The 19927-nt window shown below is 71.6% G+C and carries 17 protein-coding genes and 1 tRNA gene; 10 read left to right on the forward strand and 8 right to left on the reverse strand.

Features of this window, described 5'->3' with window-relative positions:
- Nucleotides 1-593 precede the first annotated feature (593 nt).
- Nucleotides 594-670 (reverse strand) — tRNA-Ile (locus HCK04_RS00005).
- 241 nt (nt 671-911) lie between these two features.
- Between HCK04_RS00005 and HCK04_RS00010 the strand changes: the two genes are divergently transcribed.
- Nucleotides 912-1928: a substrate-binding domain-containing protein gene (locus HCK04_RS00010; protein WP_142644791.1), complete on the forward strand. Its 1017-nt coding sequence runs from the start codon at nt 912-914 to the stop codon at nt 1926-1928.
- 43 nt (nt 1929-1971) lie between these two features.
- On the opposite strand, the gene HCK04_RS00015 is transcribed toward HCK04_RS00010, so the two are convergent.
- Together HCK04_RS00015 and HCK04_RS00020 are read right to left on the reverse strand one after the other, a co-directional pair.
- Complete coding sequence (locus HCK04_RS00015) at nt 1972-2244, reverse strand: hypothetical protein (protein ID WP_142644792.1); 273 nt, start codon at nt 2242-2244, stop codon at nt 1972-1974.
- Nucleotides 2245-2253: 9 nt separating this feature from the next.
- Nucleotides 2254-3927: a sodium:solute symporter family protein gene (locus tag HCK04_RS00020; protein ID WP_260616986.1), complete on the reverse strand. Its 1674-nt coding sequence runs from the start codon at nt 3925-3927 to the stop codon at nt 2254-2256.
- Nucleotides 3928-4091: 164 nt separating this feature from the next.
- Between HCK04_RS00020 and HCK04_RS00025 the strand changes: the two genes are divergently transcribed.
- Nucleotides 4092-4289: a DUF2795 domain-containing protein gene (locus HCK04_RS00025; protein ID WP_142644793.1), complete on the forward strand. Its 198-nt coding sequence runs from the start codon at nt 4092-4094 to the stop codon at nt 4287-4289.
- Nucleotides 4290-4514: 225 nt separating this feature from the next.
- Here HCK04_RS00025 and HCK04_RS00030 read toward each other — a convergent pair whose 3' ends face one another.
- Nucleotides 4515-5339 (reverse strand): patatin-like phospholipase family protein, encoded by an 825-nt coding sequence (locus HCK04_RS00030; RefSeq protein ID WP_142644794.1) that lies wholly within the window; start codon nt 5337-5339, stop codon nt 4515-4517.
- 203 nt (nt 5340-5542) lie between these two features.
- On the opposite strand from HCK04_RS00030, the gene HCK04_RS00035 reads away from it, so the two are divergent.
- From HCK04_RS00035 to HCK04_RS00060, 6 genes are all read left to right on the forward strand, one after another.
- The gene (locus HCK04_RS00035; RefSeq protein WP_142644795.1) at nt 5543-8299 is read left to right on the forward strand and encodes a cellulose-binding domain-containing protein; all 2757 of its coding nucleotides are present in this window, start codon (nt 5543-5545) and stop codon (nt 8297-8299) included.
- Between the two features lie 355 nt (nt 8300-8654).
- On the forward strand, nt 8655-9269 hold the full coding sequence (locus HCK04_RS00040) for a hypothetical protein (RefSeq protein WP_142644796.1): 615 nt from the start codon (nt 8655-8657) through the stop codon (nt 9267-9269).
- A 97-nt stretch (nt 9270-9366) separates the two neighbouring features.
- Nucleotides 9367-10164, forward strand: a complete 798-nt coding sequence (locus HCK04_RS00045; protein WP_221889842.1) for a phosphotransferase — start codon at nt 9367-9369, stop codon at nt 10162-10164.
- A 115-nt stretch (nt 10165-10279) separates the two neighbouring features.
- Nucleotides 10280-12337, forward strand: a complete 2058-nt coding sequence (pta, locus tag HCK04_RS00050; protein WP_142644797.1) for a phosphate acetyltransferase — start codon at nt 10280-10282, stop codon at nt 12335-12337.
- A 143-nt stretch (nt 12338-12480) separates the two neighbouring features.
- A complete protein-coding gene (locus HCK04_RS00055) occupies nt 12481-13659 on the forward strand; it encodes an acetate kinase (RefSeq protein ID WP_142644798.1) in 1179 nt (392 codons plus the stop codon).
- A 60-nt stretch (nt 13660-13719) separates the two neighbouring features.
- Nucleotides 13720-14160 (forward strand): TIGR02611 family protein, encoded by a 441-nt coding sequence (locus HCK04_RS00060; protein ID WP_260616987.1) that lies wholly within the window; start codon nt 13720-13722, stop codon nt 14158-14160.
- 62 nt (nt 14161-14222) lie between these two features.
- Here the strand turns inward: HCK04_RS00060 and HCK04_RS00065 are convergent, their stop codons facing one another.
- From HCK04_RS00065 to HCK04_RS00075, 3 genes are all read right to left on the reverse strand, one after another.
- Entirely contained in the window at nt 14223-15395 is a 1173-nt protein-coding gene (locus tag HCK04_RS00065; protein ID WP_142644800.1) for a M20 family metallopeptidase, read from the reverse strand.
- A 51-nt stretch (nt 15396-15446) separates the two neighbouring features.
- A complete protein-coding gene (locus tag HCK04_RS00070) occupies nt 15447-15767 on the reverse strand; it encodes a co-chaperone GroES (protein ID WP_142644801.1) in 321 nt (106 codons plus the stop codon).
- A gap of 62 nt (nt 15768-15829) precedes the next feature.
- A complete protein-coding gene (locus HCK04_RS00075; RefSeq protein WP_168065519.1) occupies nt 15830-16513 on the reverse strand; it encodes a hypothetical protein in 684 nt (227 codons plus the stop codon).
- 359 nt (nt 16514-16872) lie between these two features.
- Between HCK04_RS00075 and HCK04_RS00080 the strand changes: the two genes are divergently transcribed.
- Nucleotides 16873-17421 (forward strand): DUF1349 domain-containing protein, encoded by a 549-nt coding sequence (locus HCK04_RS00080; RefSeq protein WP_142644802.1) that lies wholly within the window; start codon nt 16873-16875, stop codon nt 17419-17421.
- Between the two features lie 92 nt (nt 17422-17513).
- On the opposite strand, the gene HCK04_RS00085 is transcribed toward HCK04_RS00080, so the two are convergent.
- On the reverse strand, nt 17514-18545 hold the full coding sequence (locus tag HCK04_RS00085) for an endonuclease/exonuclease/phosphatase family protein (RefSeq protein ID WP_205829654.1): 1032 nt from the start codon (nt 18543-18545) through the stop codon (nt 17514-17516).
- 94 nt (nt 18546-18639) lie between these two features.
- On the opposite strand from HCK04_RS00085, the gene HCK04_RS00090 reads away from it, so the two are divergent.
- Nucleotides 18640-19890, forward strand: a complete 1251-nt coding sequence (locus HCK04_RS00090) for an ArgE/DapE family deacylase (protein WP_142644803.1) — start codon at nt 18640-18642, stop codon at nt 19888-19890.
- Nucleotides 19891-19927: the final 37 nt, after the last annotated feature.

The following is a 19927-nucleotide window of genomic DNA, read 5'->3' on the forward strand; positions in this document are numbered from 1 at the left end:
TGGTGTCCTCTGAGACAACGCTGGGTCACACCCCGGAACTGGATCAGATCGCTCTCGTCCGCTCCCCGGCTGATCTCGCGTGCCCCGATGGGCCACATGTCGACTACCTGGAGCCTGTTGTCCGTCGTCACGCACAGCAGAGGTCCGAGAGCTGACAGAGTTCCCAGGCGATCAGGCTGCGGCTGGGGTCGCCATCGGTCGCAGCCTGATCGCGGGCGGATACGGCAAGACCTTGATGCGCGGCCAAGGCCCCATGCATCGGCTGTCGGGCCGCGCTCAGCCTCCAACCCGTCCGGGCGGGCCGTCATCCCTGACGGCAACGTCCGGCGACACCCAACGGGGCGCATTCGCTCAAGAGCACTATCCGCTCCCTGGCATCCGCAGAAACGCCCGCCCTGCTACTCACAGCCGGAAAGTCGAGCGGATTGTCCGCGCAATACCGTTGCTCACCTGGGGAAACGAGGCCGCGAGCATTCCGCGTATGTTCCGCGACCAGTGGCATACGGCTGCTTCCGGCGGCTGTCGGCTGCATGTCCAGACAAGCTTGATCAACCACGAAACCGCAGGTGAGACCGCGGATGGCTGGTCGTACGTGGTAGGGCGGGTGGGACTTGAACCCACGACCCACGGATTATGAGTCCGATGCTCTGACCGGCTGAGCTACCGCCCCGCAATGGTGGAGTCTCTCACAACTTAGCGGGTGAGGGGATCTGCGAACGGAGGTGATCGGCGGCCTTCGGCCGTGGGCGTAATCGCTGCCAGACGACCATCCGGTGATCGCCCGTTCTGGGGTGTGGATACCCTGTCGGGAGTCATGGGGCCTATGTCAGGGTATGTGACAGTTGAGACGACATCGCTCCACAAGACGACTCTGCGAAACGTGGCTCCGCAACGGAATCCGGGGGTGCCCCGTGGGGAGACGACTGGCGGGCGTCTGCGTGCTTCTCCTGATGTCCCTTCCGGCCTGCGGGCAGGGCGGGCGGCAGCCGGGAGGGGAACTCGGAGCGGTCGGCGACGTGCGGGAGGGCTTCACCGTCGGCCTGCTGCTCCCCGACGAGGGACCCGATCGGCCTCTGTTCACCCGGGCCCTGGCGTCCCTGTGCCCGCGCTGCCATGTCCAGTACGCGAACGCCGCGGGCGATTGGGCCAGGCAGGGGCGGCAGATCGGCCGGATGCTGGGCGACGGCGTGCGGGTGCTGGTCCTCGGCGCGGTGGACCCCGGGGCCGCCGCTCCCTGGGTGGCCAGGGCCAAGCTGTCCGGGGCGAAGGTCGTCGCGTACGACCGGCTGGCGAACGGGCCGGTGGACGCCTACGTGGCGACCGATCCGGCCCGCGTCGGGCGGGAGCAGGCGCTGGCCCTGCTCGGCGCCATGAAGACCGCGGGGCCGGTGGTGCTCCTCAACGGCCCGGCCACGGACCCGTACGCCGTGACGGTGAAGCGGGCCATGCACGCGGTGCTGGACGGCCGGGTGACGATCGGTTGGGAACGGGACCTGACGCGGCCTGGCGAGGCGGCACGCGAGGTGACGACGGCCGTCGCCGCGCTCGGCGGGGCCGCGAAGGTGGCGGGCGTGTGCTGCGCGAGCGACACCGTGGCGGAGGCCGTCGCGGCCGAGATGGCGCGAGCGGGGATGACCGGGGTGCCGCTGATCGGGCACGGCGGGCGGCCCGCGGCACCGGGGCGGGCGGGGGCCGGCACGCAGACCGCCACGGTCCGTCCCGATGTCGCGGCCGAGGCGGCGGCCGCCGCCAGGCTGGCGGTCGAGGTCGCGGGCGGCAGGACCGTGTACGGCACGGCCGTCGTGGCCAACGGGACGACGGTCTCGATCCCGGCGGTGCTGGTTCCGCCGGCCGTGGTCACGAAGGCCCCGGCCCGTGGGGCTCCCGCCCCCGGGACCGCTCCCGGGCAGGGCACGCGATCGCACTGATCCGACGGCAGGGCCGCGGCCGCACTGGGGTGTACGGCCGCGGTCAGGGGAGTGCGGGCTTACTCCTCTTCGCCGGAGGAGGCGGGGCGCCGGAGGAGGCGGGACCGTCGGACGGGCGCAGGCGCTCCCAGAGCAGGAACGCGCCGCCGACGACGAGCATCGCGACGCCCGTCCACAGGTTGATGCGGATGCCCTCCGCCTTCTGGATCTCCTGGGCGCTGTCGAGCAGCCCGGTGACCGCGAGGATCAGTCCGTAGACCACGAACAGACCGCCGATCACGCGGCGGATGTCGAAGAGCCGTTGCGGGGCGGCCATGCGAACCTCCTAGAGGAAGGGCAGGTAGAACGCCGCGGCGAGGACCACCGCCCCGGCGCCGAGGATCACGGGGGAGCGATACCAGGCGGCGTCTCCCGCCGGCGCGTCGTCCGAGACGGACGCGTCGCTCAGGCCGTAGACGAGCCCGCGCAGCTCGCTCTCCGGCTTGGGGGTGGTGGCGAGCGTGACCACGACGGAGACGACCGCGTCGACCACGAAGGCGATGCCGGCGCCCCAGAAGCTCGCGTTCAGCTCGGTGCCGAAGTCGAACACGCCCGCCTTGTAGAGGATGTACGAGGCGAAGGCGCAGACCGTGCCGCTAAGCAGGCCCCAGAAGCCCGCCCAGGCGGTCATCCGCCGCCAGAACAGGCCGATGATGAACGTCGCGAACAGCGGGGCGTTGAAGAACGAGAACAGCGACTGCAGATAATTCATGATGTTGCCGAACCCGGCGGCGATGAACGCCGTGCCGATTCCGGCGAGGACGCCGACCACGGTGGCGATCCGGCCGAGCCGCACGTACCACTCGTCGGGGTGGTCGCCGTTGACGTGCGCCTTCCAGATGTCCTGGGTGAAGACCGTGTTGAAGCCGCTGATGTTGGCGGCCATCCCGGCCATGAACGACGCGAGCAGGCCGGTCACCGCGACACCGAGCACGCCGTTGGGCAGGAACTCGTTCATGAGCAGCGGGATCGCCTCGTTGTACGTCGGCCCGCCATCCTTGCCGAGGTCGCCGAACAGCACGACCGCGATGAGACCGGGGATCACGGTGACGATCGGGATCACGAGCTTCGGGTAGGCCGCGACGATCGGGGTCAGCCGGGCGGCGTTGGTGTTGCGGGCCGACAGCGCGCGCTGCACCTCGGCGAAGTTGGTGGTCCAGTAGCCGAAGGACAGCACGAACCCGAGGCCGAAGACCACGCCGATCCAGTTGGCGTTGAGCGGATTGTCTGTGCCGGCGGTGTGCGCCCAGGTGTGCAGCCCGCCCTCGCCGAGCACGCTCTGCCTGACCTTCTCGCCGAGGCCGGAGAAGCCGCCGACCCGGGTCAGGCCGATGACCACCACCGGCACGAGCCCGGCGACGATCACGAAGAACTGCATGACCTCGTTGTAGATCGCCGAGGACAGGCCGCCGAGCGTGATGTACGCCAGCACGATCGCGGCCGACACGATGATGGACAGCCACAGCGGCCAGCCGAGCAGGGCGTCCATGATGAGCGCCAGCGCGTACAGGTTGATCCCGGCGATGAGGATCTGCGCGACGGCGAAGGTCCCGGCGTTGAGCAACTGGGTCGCGCCGTTGAAGCGGCGGCGCATGAACTCCGGGACGCTGTGCACCTTCGACCGGTAGTAGAACGGCATCATCACGACGCCGAGGAACACCATGGCGGGGACCGCGCCGATCCAGTAGTAGTGCAGCGTCATCGCGCCGTACTGCGCGCCGTTCGCCGCCATGCCGAGGACCTCGGTGGCGCCGAGGTTGGCGGACATGAAGGCCAGGCCGGTGATCCAGGCGGGGAGTGCGCGGCCCGAGAGGAAGAAGTCCAGACTCGTCCGTACGGCCCGTTTGGCGGCGAAGCCGATTCCCAGCACCACGACGAAGTACAGGGCGAGGATCACGTAGTCCAGGACGTTGACGTCGAGCCGCAGATCCTGTGCGGCCAGCAATTGGGCATCAGGCACGCGACGGCGGCTACCCGAAGGTCGTGCCGTTTCACGCGGTATATCCAATCGTGACGACACCGCAGGTGAAGGCGCTGCAAGGCCGTGCGGCGGTGTCCCGAGTGACGGGGGAGCAGCCGGGTAAGCGAGGGAGAACAGGACAACACCGACGAAGGGGGCACGTCATGGCCGACGCACCGAACCCGATCCAGCTGCAGAAACACCTGAAGGGCGTCGACTATCCGGCCGCGAAGTCGGACCTGATCCGTACGGCCCGGGACCAGGGCGCGGACGACACCGTCATCAACGCGCTGGAGCGCATCCCGGACCGGCAGTACGACGGCCCCAACGCGGTCAGCAAGGCGGTCACCGACGCCCGGTGACGAAGGGGCCCGCTGAGAACACAGGCCCGCTGAGAACACCGGCTCGGTAAGAACACAGGCCCGTCGAGAAGAAGTCTGGTGAGCAACCGGTCCCGGCATCGGGCGGCCGGCGCGGGAACGATCCCGCGCCGGCCGCCCGTGTGTGTGACGCAGCATGCCCGCCGCCCGCGTGACGCCGCGTGCCGTTTCCCGCGTTTCTGGCGGGTACGGCGGGCAGGCCGGGGGTCAGGACCAGACGGCGGCGATCGGCTCGGCGAGGGCGGCGGCCTGGTCGAGCCCCGCCGCGAAGGCAGGTCCCCACAGAGCCGGGTCGAGGACGTTCTCGCCGAACACCGCAGTGGAGGCCGCGTCGGGGTGGACGACGTACGACGCGGACGCCCCGGCCTTCGCCATCTCGGCTTCGAGGACGGCCCTGGGGGTCAGGTTGCCGAGCGGTTCGAGCACCACGAGGGTGCGTGCGCCCGCCGCGAGGTCGGCGTTGGTCGTGGAGCGGACGCCGCCGTCCACGTACCTGCGGCCGTTGATCTCCACGGGCGGGAAGACCATCGGCACGGCGCAGCTCGACGCGACGGCCAGCACCAGCGGCGCGCCGGAGGACCGGTCCCACACGACGAACTCGCCGGTGGCCGCGTCCACGCTGGTGATCAGCAGCTCGCGCTCGGGCCACTCCTTCACCGGCAGCCGTTCGCCGACCGCCGCGAGCCGGTCGGCGTAGTGGTCGACCCTGGCCGCCAGGGCCATCTGGCCGACCCTGCGGCGGGCCTCCCGCCGGTCGATGTCCGGGTCGAACAGCACGGCGAACGCCTGCATGACCTCGTCCAGGTCGGCGGCCGGGGGCGGGCCGGTGTCCACCTCGACCTGGTGGGCGATCGCCTCCTCCAGGTCGGCGCCGGTGGCCACGAGCGTGCCGACGACGGAGCCTGCCGAGGTGCCGATGATCCGGTCCGCCGTCCCCAGGTCCACGCCGAGACGGCGCAGGCCGGTGACGATCCCCGCTTCCCAGGCGATGCCGGCGACTCCTCCGCCGCCGAGCACGAGAGCAGTAGTCATAACCGGAATTATGTTCCACGAATGCGTGTGCCCGAGCCCGTGGTGAAACCGGTTCCAATTAGTCTGGACGCCAAACTATTGACGGCGCTTCCGCTGGTATGTGACTCTTCCCTTCAGATTTCCATGCACGTGGGAGAAGGACGGTCAGGGTCCCCACCTGATCGTGCATGGCCGGTTGTCCGTGCTCGGAGGGAAAACCGTCCATGCGAAGATTCGCATCCATGCTCGTGGTCGCCGCCGTGGCCCTGGTCACGGCCGTGATCAGAATGAGCCCCGTGTCGGCCGTGGCCGCCGACCCGTACACGTTCAAGAACGTGCAGATCGCCGGTGGAGGCTTCGTCCCCGGCATCGTGTTCAGCCAGGCCCAGAAGGACCTCATCTACGCCCGCACCGACATCGGCGGCGCGTACCGCTGGAACCAGTCCTCCCAGACGTGGACGCCGCTGCTCGACTGGGTCGGCTGGTCCAACTGGGGCTACAACGGCGTCGTAAGCATCGCCCCCGACCCGGTGGACGCCAACAAGGTGTACGCCGCCGTCGGCATGTACACCAACAGCTGGGACCCCAACAACGGCGCGATCCTGCGCTCGTCGAACAAGGGCGACACCTGGCAGGTGAGCCCGCTGCCGTTCAAGCTGGGCGGCAACATGCCCGGCCGTGGCATGGGCGAGCGCCTCGCGGTGGACCCGAACAAGAACAGCATCCTCTACTTCGGCGCGCCCAGCGGCAACGGCCTGTGGCGGAGCACCGACTCCGGCGCCACCTGGTCGAAGGTGACGAACTTCCCCAACGTCGGCAACTACGTCGCCAGCCCCGGTGACGCCTACAACGGCGACAACCAGGGCGTCGTCTGGGTGACCTTCGACAAGCGGACCGGCACGTCGGGCAACGCCACCCAGACGATCTACGTGGGCGTGGCCGACAAGAGCAACACCGTCTATCGCACCACCAACGGCGGCACCTCGTGGGAGCGGGTCGCCGGCCAGCCCACCGGCTACATCGCCCACAAGGGCGTGCTCGACACGACCAACGGCTACCTCTACATCGCCACCAGCGACACCGGCGGCCCGTACGACGGCGCCAAGGGCGACGTGTGGCGCTACGCCACCGCCACCGGCACCTGGACCCAGATCAGCCCGATCCCGTCGAGCAGCGGCGACGACTACTTCGGCTACAGCGGCCTGACCATCGACCGCCAGCACCCCGGCACGATCATGGTCGCCACCCAGGTCTCCTGGTGGCCCGACGCGATCTTCTTCAGGAGCACCGACAGCGGCGCGAACTGGACCCGCATCTGGGACTGGACCTCCTACCCGAACCGCAGCTTCCGCTACAAGATGGACATCTCCGCCGCTCCGTGGCTGACCTTCGGCACGAACCCCCAGCCGCCCGAGGTCACGCCCAAGCTCGGCTGGATGAACGAGTCGGTGGAGATCGACCCGTTCGACTCCGACCGGATGATGTACGGCACCGGCGCGACGATCTACGGCACCACCGACCTCACCAAGTGGGACTCGGGCGGCCAGTTCACCATCAAGCCGATGGTGAAGGGCCTGGAGGAGACCGCCGTGCTCGACCTGATCAGCCCGCCGAGCGGCGCCCCGCTGATCAGCGCGCTCGGCGACCTCGGCGGCTTCCGGCACACCAACCTCGACGCCGTGCCGTCCTCGATGTTCACCCAGCCCGTCTTCACCTCCGGCACCTCGCTCGACTACGCCGAGACCAACCCGAGCGTGATGGTGCGGGCCGGCAACTTCACCGACTCCGACCGCCCGAACGACAGCCACGTGGCGTTCTCCACCGACGGCGGGGCCAACTGGTTCCAGGGCACCGAGCCGGGCGGGATCAACAACGGCGGCACGGTCGCGGCGGCGGCCGACGGCAGCCGCTTCGTCTGGGCCCCCGGCGACCCCGGCATCCAGGTCGTCTACTCCGTCGGCTTCGGCAACAGCTGGACCGCCTCCAGCGGCGTCCCGGCAGGCGCGATCGTCGAGTCCGACCGCGTGAACGCGCAGAAGTTCTACGCCTTCTCGAACGGCAGGTTCTACGCGAGCACCAACGGCGGCGCGAGCTTCAGCGCCACCGCGGCGAGCGGGCTGCCCACCACCGGCGTGCACTTCAAGGCGCTGCCCGGCAAGGAGGGCGACATCTGGCTCGCCGGCGAGGGCGGCCTGTGGCACTCCACCGACTCGGGCGCCTCGTTCACCAAGCTGTCCAACGTCAGCAGCTCGATCAACATCGGCTTCGGCAAGGCGGCGCCCGGCAAGAGCTACCAGGCGCTCTACCTCGCCGGCACCGTGGACGGCGTGCAGGGCCTGTTCCGGTCCGACGACACCGGCGCGAGCTGGGTGCGCATCAACGACGACCAGCACCAGTACGGCAACATGGGCGAGGCCCTGACCGGCGACCCGCGGATCTACGGCCGGGTCTATCTCGGCACGAACGGCCGGGGCATCATCTACGGCGACCGCACCGGCGGCTCCACCCCATCACCGTCGCCGTCGCCGTCCGCGTCTCCGACGAGGTCGCCGTCCCCGAGCCCGTCGGCCTCTCCGTCCACGTCGCCGTCGCCCTCGCCCTCGCCGAGCCCCTCTGCGTCGCCGTCGCGCAGCCCGTCCCCGAGCCCGTCGCCTTCGGCGAGCCCGTCGGGCGGCAAGGCGTGCTCGGCGACGTACACGGTGGTCAACCAGTGGCCGGGCGGCTTCCAGGGCGAGGTCACGGTGACCAACACCGGCGGCTCCTCGATCAGCGGCTGGAGCGTCAAGTGGGCCTTCGCGAACGGCCAGACGATCAGCCAGCTCTGGAACGGCACGGTCAGCCAGTCCGGGGCGAACGTCACCGTCACCAACGTGAGCTACAACGGCTCGGTCGGCGTCGGGGCGTCCACCACGTTCGGGTTCCAGGCGAGCTGGAACGGCACCAACGCCGTCCCGTCGCCCGTGACCTGCACCGCCTCGTGAGGTAGCACCCCAACGGCCGTACGGGTGCGCCCCCTCACCAGCGCATCCGTACGGTCCCTCAGTGCCTCGTCCCGTCCTCGCAAGAACAGAGGCGGGGGACGACTACTCGTGGAGCCTGCTGCAGGGCGAGCGCATGACCGGGAATGACCCGGACAACGCGAAGCCCGGGTTCCCGTCAATTCCGGCGGTAAGCCCGGGCTCACTTCCTCTCCCCCTCGCAGGGGGCGGCGTCTGGAAGCATACCTGGGAAGACCGCTCCATATGTCACTGTGAGTGACGTTCATATAGCCTGATGCGGGCGACCGATTGTGCTCAGAGAAAATTGGCGTGCGCCCTGGGCGCGGCCGGGTGTTGCATGAACGGGATGATCGGCGAACCACTGGAACGACTGCGCGCCGCCGCCCGGCGCACGCGTGAACTCGCCCTCAAGCGGGTGAGCACCGGCCTGGGCCACGAGAACGCCGACGACGACGTCGGCACGATCGGCACGGACGGCGCCCTCGGATTCGATCCGTTTCCCCTGCTCGAAGCCCTGCATCGCCACGACGTCCGAGCCGTGGTGATCGGGCAGGTCGCCGGCATCATGCACGGGTCCGCCGAGCTGACCGGCGATCTGGACCTCCTCTGGGACGGCGAGCCGGTCCACGCCCCGGCCCTGGCGGCCGCCTTCATCTCCCTCGACGCCCGGCTCACCGACGAAACGGGCGTCCCCTTGGCGACTCGTCCGGAGGCTCTGCTCCGCCCCAAGGTGCAGTTCACCGCGCCCGGAGCGAGCGGCGACTGCTGCACTCCCGACCTCCCCTGGGGCGACCTGAATGTCCGGGAGATCCTCGGCAGGGCGGTCACCGCGTACGGCCCGGGCGGCCTGGAGGTTCACTACGTGTCCCGGGAAGACCTCATCCGGATGCGGCGGGCCCTGGGCCGCCCCAAGGACCTCCGGCGAGCGGACGAGCTCGACCGGCTCGCGTGAGACGAGCTGAGCGCGGCATGACCGCTCATCCCCCGAAGCCGGGGTCGGGGCGGAAAAGGGCTGGGCTGGGGCGACGTGAAGGTGATCTAGTGGAGTGGTGACGGGACTGTCGGAGGAGTGGGGCGGGACGGGCTGGGACAGTCAGGCGCGGTCGGTCGATGGGCGGTGGGTGGAGCGCCGTCCCAGGCGGCCGGAGGTCGCCGCGCGGCTGCTCATGGAGACCCGCCTGATGCCGTGGCTCGCACAACGGCTGCCGTTGCCCGTCCCGATCCCTCACGTGCTTCGACAGGAGCCGTTGGTCGTACGGCACGAGATGGTCGCCGGTGAGCCGCTCGCGGCCTTCGACGCCGCGGGCGGACGGACGCTGGGCGCGTTCCTGCGGGCTCTGCACGCGACCGGCCCGGCGCAGGCCGTACGGCGTGGCGCGCCGTCGGCACGGGAAGCGCTGCGGGATCGGGCGGCGACGCTGGAAGACTTCGGCATCCGCGTGATGCCGCTCCTGCCGGACGACCGGAGAGGGGCCGCCTGGGCCTTGCTGGATGCCGTGGCCGCGTCGCCTGCCGATGCCCTGGTCCACGGGGACCTGGGGCCCGAGCATGTGCTGGCGCGGAACGGCGTGGTGAGCGGCGTCATCGACTTCGGCGACGCGCACGTCGGCGATCCGGCGCTCGACCTGGCGTGGGCGCTCCACGGCGCCCCGCCGCTGTTCGCCCGGGCCGTCGCGGCGGAGTACGGCGCCGCGCCGGATCTCGTCGAACGGGCACTGCTGTGGCATCGGCTCGGCCCGTGGCACGAGGTCACGTACGGCCTCGACACCGGTGACCCGGACACGGTGCGCAGCGGGCTCGGGGGCGTCCTCGCCCGCCTTCCCCGTCGAGCCTGTGAGACCGCGTGACGGGTGGGAAAAGGCCCTATGGATGTGACCTTCGACTGGTATGTCCGTGGGGCCCGTCGCATAGCCTTTCCAGGGCGGGCCGTCGGGCCGCGCCTGGACAGGGGTGACTGCGCGAATGGCGATCGGGGTTTACGTCGCGGCCGGCGACGCGAGGAGCAACAAGGGCACGATCGCCCTCGGCATGATCGAACTACTGACCCGCCAGGTGGGCACTGTCGGCGTGTTCCGGCCGGTCGTCCGGTCGGGCCGCGAGGACAGCCTGGTCAACACCGCGCGCAGCCGCTTCGGGATCGGCCTGCCGTACGCCATGTGCACCGGCGTCACCTACGAGGAGGTGCACGCCGACGAGGAGCGCGCGGCGGGGGAGATCCTGGCCCGTTATCGGGCGCTCGCCGGGCGGTGCGACGCGGTCGTGGTGATCGGCACCGACTACACCGACGTGGGCGCGCCCACCGAGTTCGTGTTCAACGCCGAGCTCGCCGCCAACCTCGGCACGCCGGTGATGAACGTGGTCACCGGGCTCGACCGCACCCCCGACGAGATCGCCGCGGCGGTCGAGATGTCGCGCAAGGAGCTGGCCGAGCGGCACGCCACCGAGCTGGCCACGGTCGTCACGCGGGTCGCCCCCGGCCTGGTGGACGAGGTGGCCGCCCGCGTCCCCGCGTACGTCCTGCCGGAGGTGCGGCGGCTGTCCGCGCCGACGGTCAGCGACCTGATGGCCGCCTGCGACGGCGAACTGTTCATGGGCGACGCCGACCAGCTCGGCCGGGAGACGGGCGGGCTGATGATCGGCGCGATGTCGCTGCCGAACATCCTGGAGCGCCTCACCGAGGGCCTGGCGGTCGTCGTCCCCGCCGACCGCGCCGCCGCGCTGGTGCCGGGGCTGCTGGCGGCGCACAAGGCCCCCACGTTCCCCGCCCTGTCGGCGATCATCCTCAACGGCGGGCTGGAGCTGCCGGACGCCGTCGTCCGCCTCCTGAAGGGCATGGACATCCGGCTGCCGATCATCACGACCGGCGGCGGCACGTTCGAGACCGCGACCAAGCTGTCGAAGGCCGAGGGCCGGTTCAGCCCGGACGCCAAGGGCAAGATCGACACCGCGCTCGGGGTCTTCGCCGAGCACGTCGACGGCGCGGCGCTGCTGCGCAGCCTGCAGGTCACCAAGGCCGCCGCGATCACCCCGCTCATGTTCGAGTACGACCTGCTGGACCGCGCCCGCGCCGACCGCAGGCACATCGTGCTGCCGGAGGGCGCCGAGCCGCGGATCCTGCGCGCCGCCGACAGCCTGCTGCGCCGGGGGGTCGCCGAGCTGACCCTGCTGGGCGACGAGCGCGAGATCCGGCTGGCGGCGGCCACGATGGGCCTGGCCGTCGACGGCGCCCGCGTGGTCAGCCCGTTCGACCCCGAGCTGCGCGAGCTGTTCGCCGAGGAGTACGCCCGGCTGCGCGCGCACAAGGGCGTGACCGTCGGGCAGGCCCGCGACATCGTCACCGACGTCTCCTACTTCGGCACGATGATGGTCCACCTCGGGCTGGCCGACGGCATGGTCTCGGGCGCCGCCCACACCACCGCCCACACGATCAGGCCGTCGTTCGAGATCATCAAGACCTCGCCGGGCGTCGGCGTCGTGTCCAGCGTGTTCTTCATGTGCCTGGCCGACCGCGTTCTCGTCTACGGCGACTGCGCCGTGGTGCCCGATCCCACGGCCGCCCAGCTCGCCGACATCGCGATCTCGTCGGCCGCCACGGCCGCGAGGTTCGGGGTCGAGCCGCGCGTGGCCATGCTGTCGTACTCGACCGGCGAGTCCGGCGCGGGGCCCGAGGTGGACAAGGTGCGCGAGGCCACCGCGCGGGTGCGCGCGCTGCGGCCGGACCTGCCCGTCGAGGGTCCGATCCAGTACGACGCCGCGGCCGAGCCGAGCGTGGCGCGGACCAAGATGCCCGGCAGCGCGGTGGCCGGGCGGGCGACGGTGTTCGTGGTGCCCGACCTCAACACGGGCAACAACCTCTACAAGGCCGTGCAGCGCAGCGCCGGGGCGGTCGCGATCGGGCCGGTCCTGCAGGGCCTGCGCAAGCCGGTCAACGACCTGTCCCGCGGCGCGACCGTGGGCGACATCGTCAACACCGTCGCGATCACGGCCATCCAGGCGCAGGCGTACGGGGAGACACAATGAGCGCCCACGCGCGACGGGAAGAGCAATGAGCGCGCGGGCGCGGAGAAGGTGCAGGGTGAGCGCGCAGGCGCGGAGAAGGTGCAGGGTGAGCGCGCAGGCGCGGGAGGAGACACGGTGAGCGCGCAGGCGCGTTGGGAGGCGGAGTGAGCGGGCAGGTCCTCGTCCTCAACACGGGGTCGTCGTCCATCAAATACCGCCTCATCGACATGGGGTCGCGGCGGGCCGTGGCCGGTGGGGTGATCGAGCGCATCGCCGAGGACGAGAGCGTGCTCACCCACGACGGCGTGCGGACCGAGCGCCGGGTGGCCGACCACGAGGAGGGGCTCAAGGCGGTGCTCGCGGCCTTCGCCGAGCACGGGCCGCCGCTCGACGGCGTGACCGCCGTGGGGCATCGGGTCGTCCACGGCGGCAGCCGGTTCGTCACGCCGGTGCTGATCGACGACGAGGTCGAGCGGGCCATCGAGGAGATGGCGCCGCTGGCGCCGCTGCACAACCCGGCCAACCTGGAGGGCATCCGGGTCGCCCGGCGGGCCTTTCCCGGCCTGCCGCACGTCGCCGTCTTCGACACCGCCTTCCACAGCACGATCCCGCCGCACGCGTACACCTATGCCGTCCCCCGCGAGTGGACCCGCAAGCTGGGGGTGCGCCGCTACGGCTTCCACGGCACCTCCACGGCGTACGTCTCCCGGAGGGCGGCGGCGCTGCTCGGCCGGCCGTACGACGAGGTGAACTCGATCGTGCTGCACCTCGGCAACGGCGCGAGCGCGACGGCGGTGCGCGGCGGGCGCAGCGTGGACACCTCGATGGGAATCACCCCGCTCGCCGGGCTGGTGATGGGCACCCGTTCCGGGGATGTCGACCCGGCTCTGGGGGCTTACCTCGGCCGGGTCGCGGGCATGGATCTCGCCAGTGTCGACGCGGCGCTCAACAAGGAGAGCGGCCTGCTCGGCATGTGCGGCGCCAACGACATGCGGGAGGTGTGGCGGCTGGCCGACTCGGGCGACGCGGACGCCCGGCTCGCGCTCGACGTCTACGGCTACCGCGTGCGGGCCTACATCGGGGCCTACTGTGCGGCGCTCGGCCACGTGGACGCCCTCGTTTTCACCGGCGGGGTGGGGGAGAACAGCCCCCGGGTCCGCGCGCTCGCGACGACCGGGCTCACCAGGCTCGGCATCGAGGTCGATCCCGATCGCAACACCGCCGAGTCGGCGGAGGCGAGGGTGGTCTCACCGGAGGGCGCCGAGGTGGCGGTGCTGGTGGTGCCCACCAACGAAGAACTGGAGATCGCCGAGCAGACCGCCGCCTGCCTCGGGGGCGCGTGAACCCGCCGATCGCCGCGGTCGCGCGCTGGTTATCGTTGGCAGCGAATGGGGGTGAGCCGTGTGGCGACGGCTGAGGACAGTCGTACGGGTGGACACGAGGAGACCGCCGATCGGCCGGGCAGACTCGACCGGATCCGCGCGACTCCCGCGGGCCGGCTGACGCTGCGGATCGTCGTCGGGGTGATCGGGACCGCGCTCGTGGTCACCGGTCTGATCATGGTGCCGTTCCCGGGGCCGGGCTGGCTGGTGGTCTTCGCCGGGCTCGCCGTGCTGGCCACGGAGTTCACCTGGGCGTCGCGGCTGCTGGCGTTCGCCAAGGACAAGGTCATGGCGGCGACCGGCTGGCTGAAGCGGCAGAACTGGTTCGTCCGCATCATCGCGGGCGCGCTCACGCTGCTCATCGCCGCGGCCATCGTCTGGGCGTCGATCCGGCTGACCTTCGGGATCGACCTGATCCACGAGGCCCGCGAGTTCCTGGTCCGGCCCCCGTTGTCGCTGTGATCGGTGCCGACCTCACCGGTGCCGGCCTGATCCACGAGGCTCGCGACCTTCCGGCCTGACCGTCAGGTGCGGGCCAGCCTGCGGATCGCGAGCTCGGTGAGCAGCGTCGCGCCGTCGGACAGGATGGCGTCGTCGAACTCCGCCTCCGCCGAGTGGTTGGCCGGGGCGGTGGCGAGATCGCGGCCGGGCGGGCAGGCGCCGACCACGAGGAACGCCCCCGGCACCCGCTCCAGCACGTACGAGAAGTCCTCCGAGCCGGTCGCCGGGGTGGGCAGCGGGAAGTAGCGGTCCTCACCGAGGGTCTCCCGCACCGTGTGGGCGGCGAACTCCGCCTCGGCGTCGTCGTTCACCGTCACCGGATAGCCGATGCCGAACGCGCACTCGACGGTGAGGCCGTGCGCCTCGCCGATGCCGCGGGCGAGCCTGACCAGGCCCTCCCTGACGCGGTCGCGCGCGCCGGCCGAGAAGGTGCGTACGGTGGCCTCGAAGACGGCCTCGTCCGGGATCACGTTGTCGGTGGTGCCGGCGTGGAAGCTGCCCACGGTCACCACGACCGGGTCGAACACGTCGTAGCCGCGGGTCACGTGGGTCTGCAGGGCCGTCACGATCTCGCAGGCGGCGGGGATCGGGTCGAGGGCGCGGTGCGGCGAGGACCCGTGGCCGCCTCTGCCGCGCACGGTCACGGTCAGCGTGTCGGCCGCGGCCAGCACGGGCCCGCCCCTGGTCAGGAACAGCCCGCGCGGGATCGTCGTGGCGAAGACGTGCATGCCGTACGCCGCGACGGCCCTGGCCCCGGCCGCGTCGAGCACGCCCTCCTCGATCATCAGCCGGGCGCCCTCGTCGCCCTCCTCGCCCGGCTGGAACATCAGCACCACGTCTCCGGCGAGGTCGGCGCGGCGCTCGGTGAGCAGGCGGGCGGCCCCCACCAGCATGGCCGTGTGCAGGTCGTGGCCGCAGGCGTGCATGCGGCCGTCGAACCGCGACCGGTAGGGCACGTCGGTCTTCTCCTGCACCGGCAGCGCGTCCATGTCGGCGCGCAGCAGTACGGCGGGGCCGGGGTGGCCGCCGCGCAGGACCGCGGTCACCGATGACAGACGCTGGCCGGTGGTGATCTCCAGGGGCAGGCCGTCGAGCGCCGCGAGCACCTTCTCCTGCGTGCGGGGCAGGTCGAGGCCGATCTCCGGCTCCCGGTGCAGCGCGCGGCGAAGCTCGACGAGGTCATCCTGAAGGGTCATGGCTCACCTTGGCGCGGAGCGGGCGGAAGGGCGGAGACGGAGGCCGTGAGGTCAGAGGTAGAGGCCGGTGCCGTGGTCGGTCTGCTGTGTCGCCACGGCGTGCAGGTCGCGCTCGCGCAGCACCAGGTAGAGCTGGCCCTGGACCTCGACCTCGTACTGGTCTTCAGGGTTGAACAGGACCTTGTCGCCGGCCTTGACCGACCTGACGTTGGCGCCCGCGCCGCACACCTCGCCCCAGACGAGCCGGTTGGCCATCTTGACCGTGGCCGGGATGACGATGCCCGCGCTGCTGCGCCGCTCCTCGGAGTCCCGCTGAACCCTGACCATCACGCGGTCGTGGAGCATCTGGATCTCGAACTTCGGGTCAGCCACGCTCGCAGTTTACGCGCAGCGGACCCGGGCGCCGTCATCGGAGGTGCACCCCCTGCGGGGGCTCAGCGGTGGCCCATGGCCAGCTTGTATCCCGTTCCCGAGTGGCGGTAGACGCCGCCCTTGCCCCACTTCAGCACCTGGAACCGTACGTGGACGGTGTTGGAGGCGACGCCCGTCAGGTCGGCCATCATCCTCTCGGACACGTCGACGATCGCCGGGATGTCGTGCTGGGCGACGGCCCACTCGGCCGGGCCGAAGTCGTCGACGACGCCGATCGCGCTCTTCTTCTTGTACGTGATCCGCACCCTGGTGCCGAGGGGCCAGTAGGGGCTGGCGATGGTCCGGTAGCGCATCGGCCTGCCCGACGCGGTCTGGGCGTCCCAGAAGGACGTGGCGGTGGCGACGCCGGAGGGCAAGGAGGCGGCCTTCTTCGTCTTGGCGGGCGTCGTCTTCGCTTGCGCCGTCTTCGCTTGCGCCGTCTTGGCGGGCGCCGTCTTCGCTTGCGCCGTCTTGGCGGGCGCCGTCTTGGTGTACGCCGAGCGGAGGGCCGCGTTGAACGCCGCGCCCAGAAAGGCCAGGTTGCCGAGGACCGGGCGGGCGGCGTCCGCGGAGGCGGTGGGCACCGTCGGAGGGACCGGCGCGGGGGAGGGAGCCTGAGGGATCACCGAGGCGTCCGCGGCGGCGGCCGGGCAGGCGACGAAGGTGGTTCCGGTCATCGCCATGATGATCACCTGACGGGCTCGCATGCGCATGAGGTTCCTTTCGTCTCGATCGCGGGGCGGCCCTCGGGGGAGCGGGGCCTCGCGTCGCCGAGGAGGCCCGGCTGGCCGGCGGGCTCCGTACGCGCGCCCGCGGATGGCGGAGCAGCCCTCGGAAGGAGGGGGGAGGCTCCGGTAGCGGGGCCGCGCGTTCCCTGGGGAAGGGGATACGACGGTTTTGCGATGTACGGGATTTATAGGGGCAAAGGTGATGTGAGGCACGAGTATAAGGAAAGAGTGAGTAAAGTGGACAAATCGATCTAAAAGGCGCGTAGATCGTCCTTGACGTAGGGCCGTGCCGAGCGCTCTGATGGCACGATCGGTCAAAGCGGCGGCAAGGGGGCGGCATGGCGTTCGACGGCTTCACGTGGATCAACGAGCCCGCCGAATGGTCGCAGTCCGGGGACGGCCTGCGGGCCGTAGCGCGCGCCCAGACCGACCTGTGGCAGCAGACGCACTACGGCTACTCGTACGACACCGCCCACATGTTCGGCCGCCAGGTCGCCGGGGACGCGCGGCTGACCGTGACGTTCGAGGCCGGCTACGCCGAGCAGTACGACCAGGCCGGGGCCGTGCTGCGGATCGACGAGCAGAACTGGATCAAGGCGGGGGTCGAGTTCGTCGACGGCGGCCACCAGCTCAGCGTCGTCGTCACCCGCGGCTTCTCCGACTGGTCGGTCACGCCCGCGCCCGCCGGGCTCGTCTCCGCGACGTTCGACCTCGAACGAGCGGGCGACGCCGTGACCGTCCGATACGGCGTGAACGGCGCGGAGCCGGACCACCTGCTGCGCCTGGCCTACTTCCCGCCGGACACGCCGGCCCTCGCCGGGGTCATGTGCGCCGCCCCGGTGGGCAAGGGCTTCGAGACCCGCTTCACCCGCGTGTCGCTCAGGTAGCCCCGAGGCCGCGGCGGCGTTCGCGATCGGGGGGTGGTGGTCCGGGGCGGAGCCGCGGTTCGCCTTCCCCACGTCCGAACGGGCCCCGGGGCCTAAGTCGTGGTCGTGGGCAGCACCAGCTCGGCGAAGATCGCCCGGTGGTCGGTCGCCGGCAGCCGGTGGACGCCGAACGCCCGCACCGCGACGCGCGGGTCCACGAGCACGTGGTCGATGGTGACGGGCGGCACCGGCAGGCCGCCGAAGTCCGACGACCTCCGGTAGGGCCAGGTGCCGGCCAGGCCCTTGCCGGTCGCGTCGGCCGCGTCCCGGTAGCCCGCGTCGAGCAGGCGCCGGACCGGGGCGTGGTCGAGCGTCGCGTTGAAGTCGCCCGACAGGATCCGTACGGTCTCGCCCGGGGCGGGCAGCGAGGCGAGCGACCTCGACCAGCACCTGAACCGGGACGCGTAGCGCGGCGCGCACGGGTGCACGGACACGATGGAGACGGGCCCGGCGCCGGGCACCTCGATGATCCCCGCCGCCTGCCGGCGGCCGTTCACCGTCGTGAGCTCCTCCGGCCGCAGGGGAAACCGGGTGAAGAGCCCGGAGCCGCTGGCGCCCTCCTCGGCCCGGTCGTCCCCGTACGGCAGGAGCGTGCGCAGGCCCGCCGCACGCAGGCCCGCCGACGCCTGCGGGGTCAGCTCCTGCAGCGTCAGGACGTCGGGGCGCAGCCGCCGCACGAGGTCTACGAGCGCGGCGGGCGGCACCGAGCCGTAGAGCAGGTTGGCCGACAGGATCCGCAGGGCCGGGCCGGCGTCCCCGGCCGCCCGCACGCCGGGGCCGGCCGAGGCGCGCGCGGACGCGTCCGACAGCGCGCGCGGCAGCACGCAGGCCGCGAGCGTCGCGGTGACCACGAGGCCCGCGACCAGCGCCGCCGGACGCCGCACGAGCAGCGCGACCAGTGGCGCGACGACCGAGGCGAGGGCGACGTACGGCGTGAACGCCACCAGCTGCACCCACCGGAAATGGACGTCGCCGGGCACGAGCCGCAGCACGGCCCACAGCGCGAACGGGGCGACCAACGGCCACGCGATCAGGCCGCGCCAGACCCCCGGGCGCCCCACCCAGCCGGCTGTCAGTCTCCCCATCCCGGACTCCTTCCCGAAAGATCCACCGTACGACGGACTGCACGTGCATTCCGGGGCTCCACGCCGGGCGGTGGCAGGCCGTACAGTCTCCGCCATGGATGTCGAAGCGAGAGTCCTGGACGCCGTCGACGAGGCGGAGACCGTGCGCCTGCTGGCCGACCTGGTGCGGGTGCCGAGCGTCACCGGCACCGACGCCGAGTCGGACCTGCAGGACAGATGTGCCCGCATGCTCACCGAATGGGGCCTCGACGTCGACATGTGGAAGCTCGACCTCGACGATCTCCGCTCCCGCGAGGGGTTCCCCGGCACGGAGGCGGAGCGCGCCGAGGGATACGGCGTCGTCGGCGTCACCGAGGGCGAGGGCACGCCCGCGCTGATCCTCCAGGGGCACGCCGACGTCGTGCCGATCGGCGACCCGGCCAAGTGGGAGGGGCAGGACCCCTTCGGCGCCCGCCTCACCGCGACCACCCTGCACGGCCGGGGCGCCTGCGACATGAAGGCCGGTCTGGCCGCCAACCTCGCCGTGGTGCGCGCGCTGCGTGCGACCGGGGTGCGGCTCGCGCGCCCCCTGGCCGTCCACTGCGTGGTCAGCGAGGAGGACGGCGGGCTCGGCGCGTTCGCCACCCTGGCCAGGGGCCACACCGGGGAGGCGGCCGTGATCACCGAGCCGACGAGCGGGAAGCTGATCACCGCCAACGCCGGGGCGCTGACCTTCCGCCTGGAGGTCGCCGGCCGGGCCGCGCACGGCGCCACCCGCTATGAGGGGGTCAACGCCGTCGAGGCGTTCATACCGGTGCTCCAGGCCGTCCGGCGGCTCGAACGCGAGCGCAACGCCGATCCCGATTCTCTGTTCGCGGGCAACCCGCTGCCGTACCCGATCGAGATCGGCACCGTGCGCGCGGGCGACTGGGCGAGCACGGTGCCCGACCTGCTCGTGGCCGAGGGACGGCTGGGCGTGCGGCTCGACGAGGACCCGGCCGACGCCCGCGCCGCCCTGGAGCGCGCCCTCGCCGACCTGGACGACCCCTGGCTGCGGGACAACCCCGTGCGCGTCACCTGGCCGGGCGGGCAGTTCGCCAGCGGCCGGCTGCCCGAGGGACACCCGCTGGCGGAGGAGGCGGCCCGGGCGGTGGCCGACGTGACCGGGGCGCGGCCGGGCCGCACCGCCGCGCCGTACGGGAGCGACCTGCGCCTGTACGCGGCGGCGGGCGTGCCGACCCTGCACTACGGGCCGGGCGACGTGAGGTTCGCGCACGCCCCGCGGGAGCAGGTCGACCTGCGGGAGCTTCATGATGTCACCCGCGCTCTCGCCCTGCTGGTCCTGCGCCGCTGCGGCGTCCGCTGACCGTCGTCCGTCGTCCGCTGACCGTCGTTCGCTGATG

The sequence above is a fragment of the Microbispora sp. CL1-1 genome, assembly GCF_012034195.1.
In the GTDB taxonomy this organism is placed as follows: Bacteria; Actinomycetota; Actinomycetes; order Streptosporangiales; family Streptosporangiaceae; genus Microbispora.

Excerpts from the sequence above, each read along its gene's own strand:
- HCK04_RS00015 (WP_142644792.1), bottom strand. The coding sequence starts at position 2,244 with ATGGCCGCCCCGCAACGGCTCTTCGACATCCGCCGCGTGATCGGCGGT.
- HCK04_RS00040 (WP_142644796.1), top strand. The coding sequence starts at position 8,655 with ATGAACGGGATGATCGGCGAACCACTGGAACGACTGCGCGCCGCCGCC.
- pta (WP_142644797.1), top strand. The coding sequence starts at position 10,280 with ATGGCGATCGGGGTTTACGTCGCGGCCGGCGACGCGAGGAGCAACAAG.
- HCK04_RS00030 (WP_142644794.1), bottom strand. The coding sequence starts at position 5,339 with ATGACTACTGCTCTCGTGCTCGGCGGCGGAGGAGTCGCCGGCATCGCC.
- HCK04_RS00085 (WP_205829654.1), bottom strand. The coding sequence starts at position 18,545 with ATGGGGAGACTGACAGCCGGCTGGGTGGGGCGCCCGGGGGTCTGGCGC.
- HCK04_RS00035 (WP_142644795.1), top strand. The coding sequence starts at position 5,543 with ATGCGAAGATTCGCATCCATGCTCGTGGTCGCCGCCGTGGCCCTGGTC.
- HCK04_RS00090 (WP_142644803.1), top strand. The coding sequence starts at position 18,640 with ATGGATGTCGAAGCGAGAGTCCTGGACGCCGTCGACGAGGCGGAGACC.
- HCK04_RS00075 (WP_168065519.1), bottom strand. The coding sequence starts at position 16,513 with ATGCGAGCCCGTCAGGTGATCATCATGGCGATGACCGGAACCACCTTC.
- HCK04_RS00065 (WP_142644800.1), bottom strand. The coding sequence starts at position 15,395 with ATGACCCTTCAGGATGACCTCGTCGAGCTTCGCCGCGCGCTGCACCGG.
- HCK04_RS00025 (WP_142644793.1), top strand. The coding sequence starts at position 4,092 with ATGGCCGACGCACCGAACCCGATCCAGCTGCAGAAACACCTGAAGGGC.
- HCK04_RS00080 (WP_142644802.1), top strand. The coding sequence starts at position 16,873 with ATGGCGTTCGACGGCTTCACGTGGATCAACGAGCCCGCCGAATGGTCG.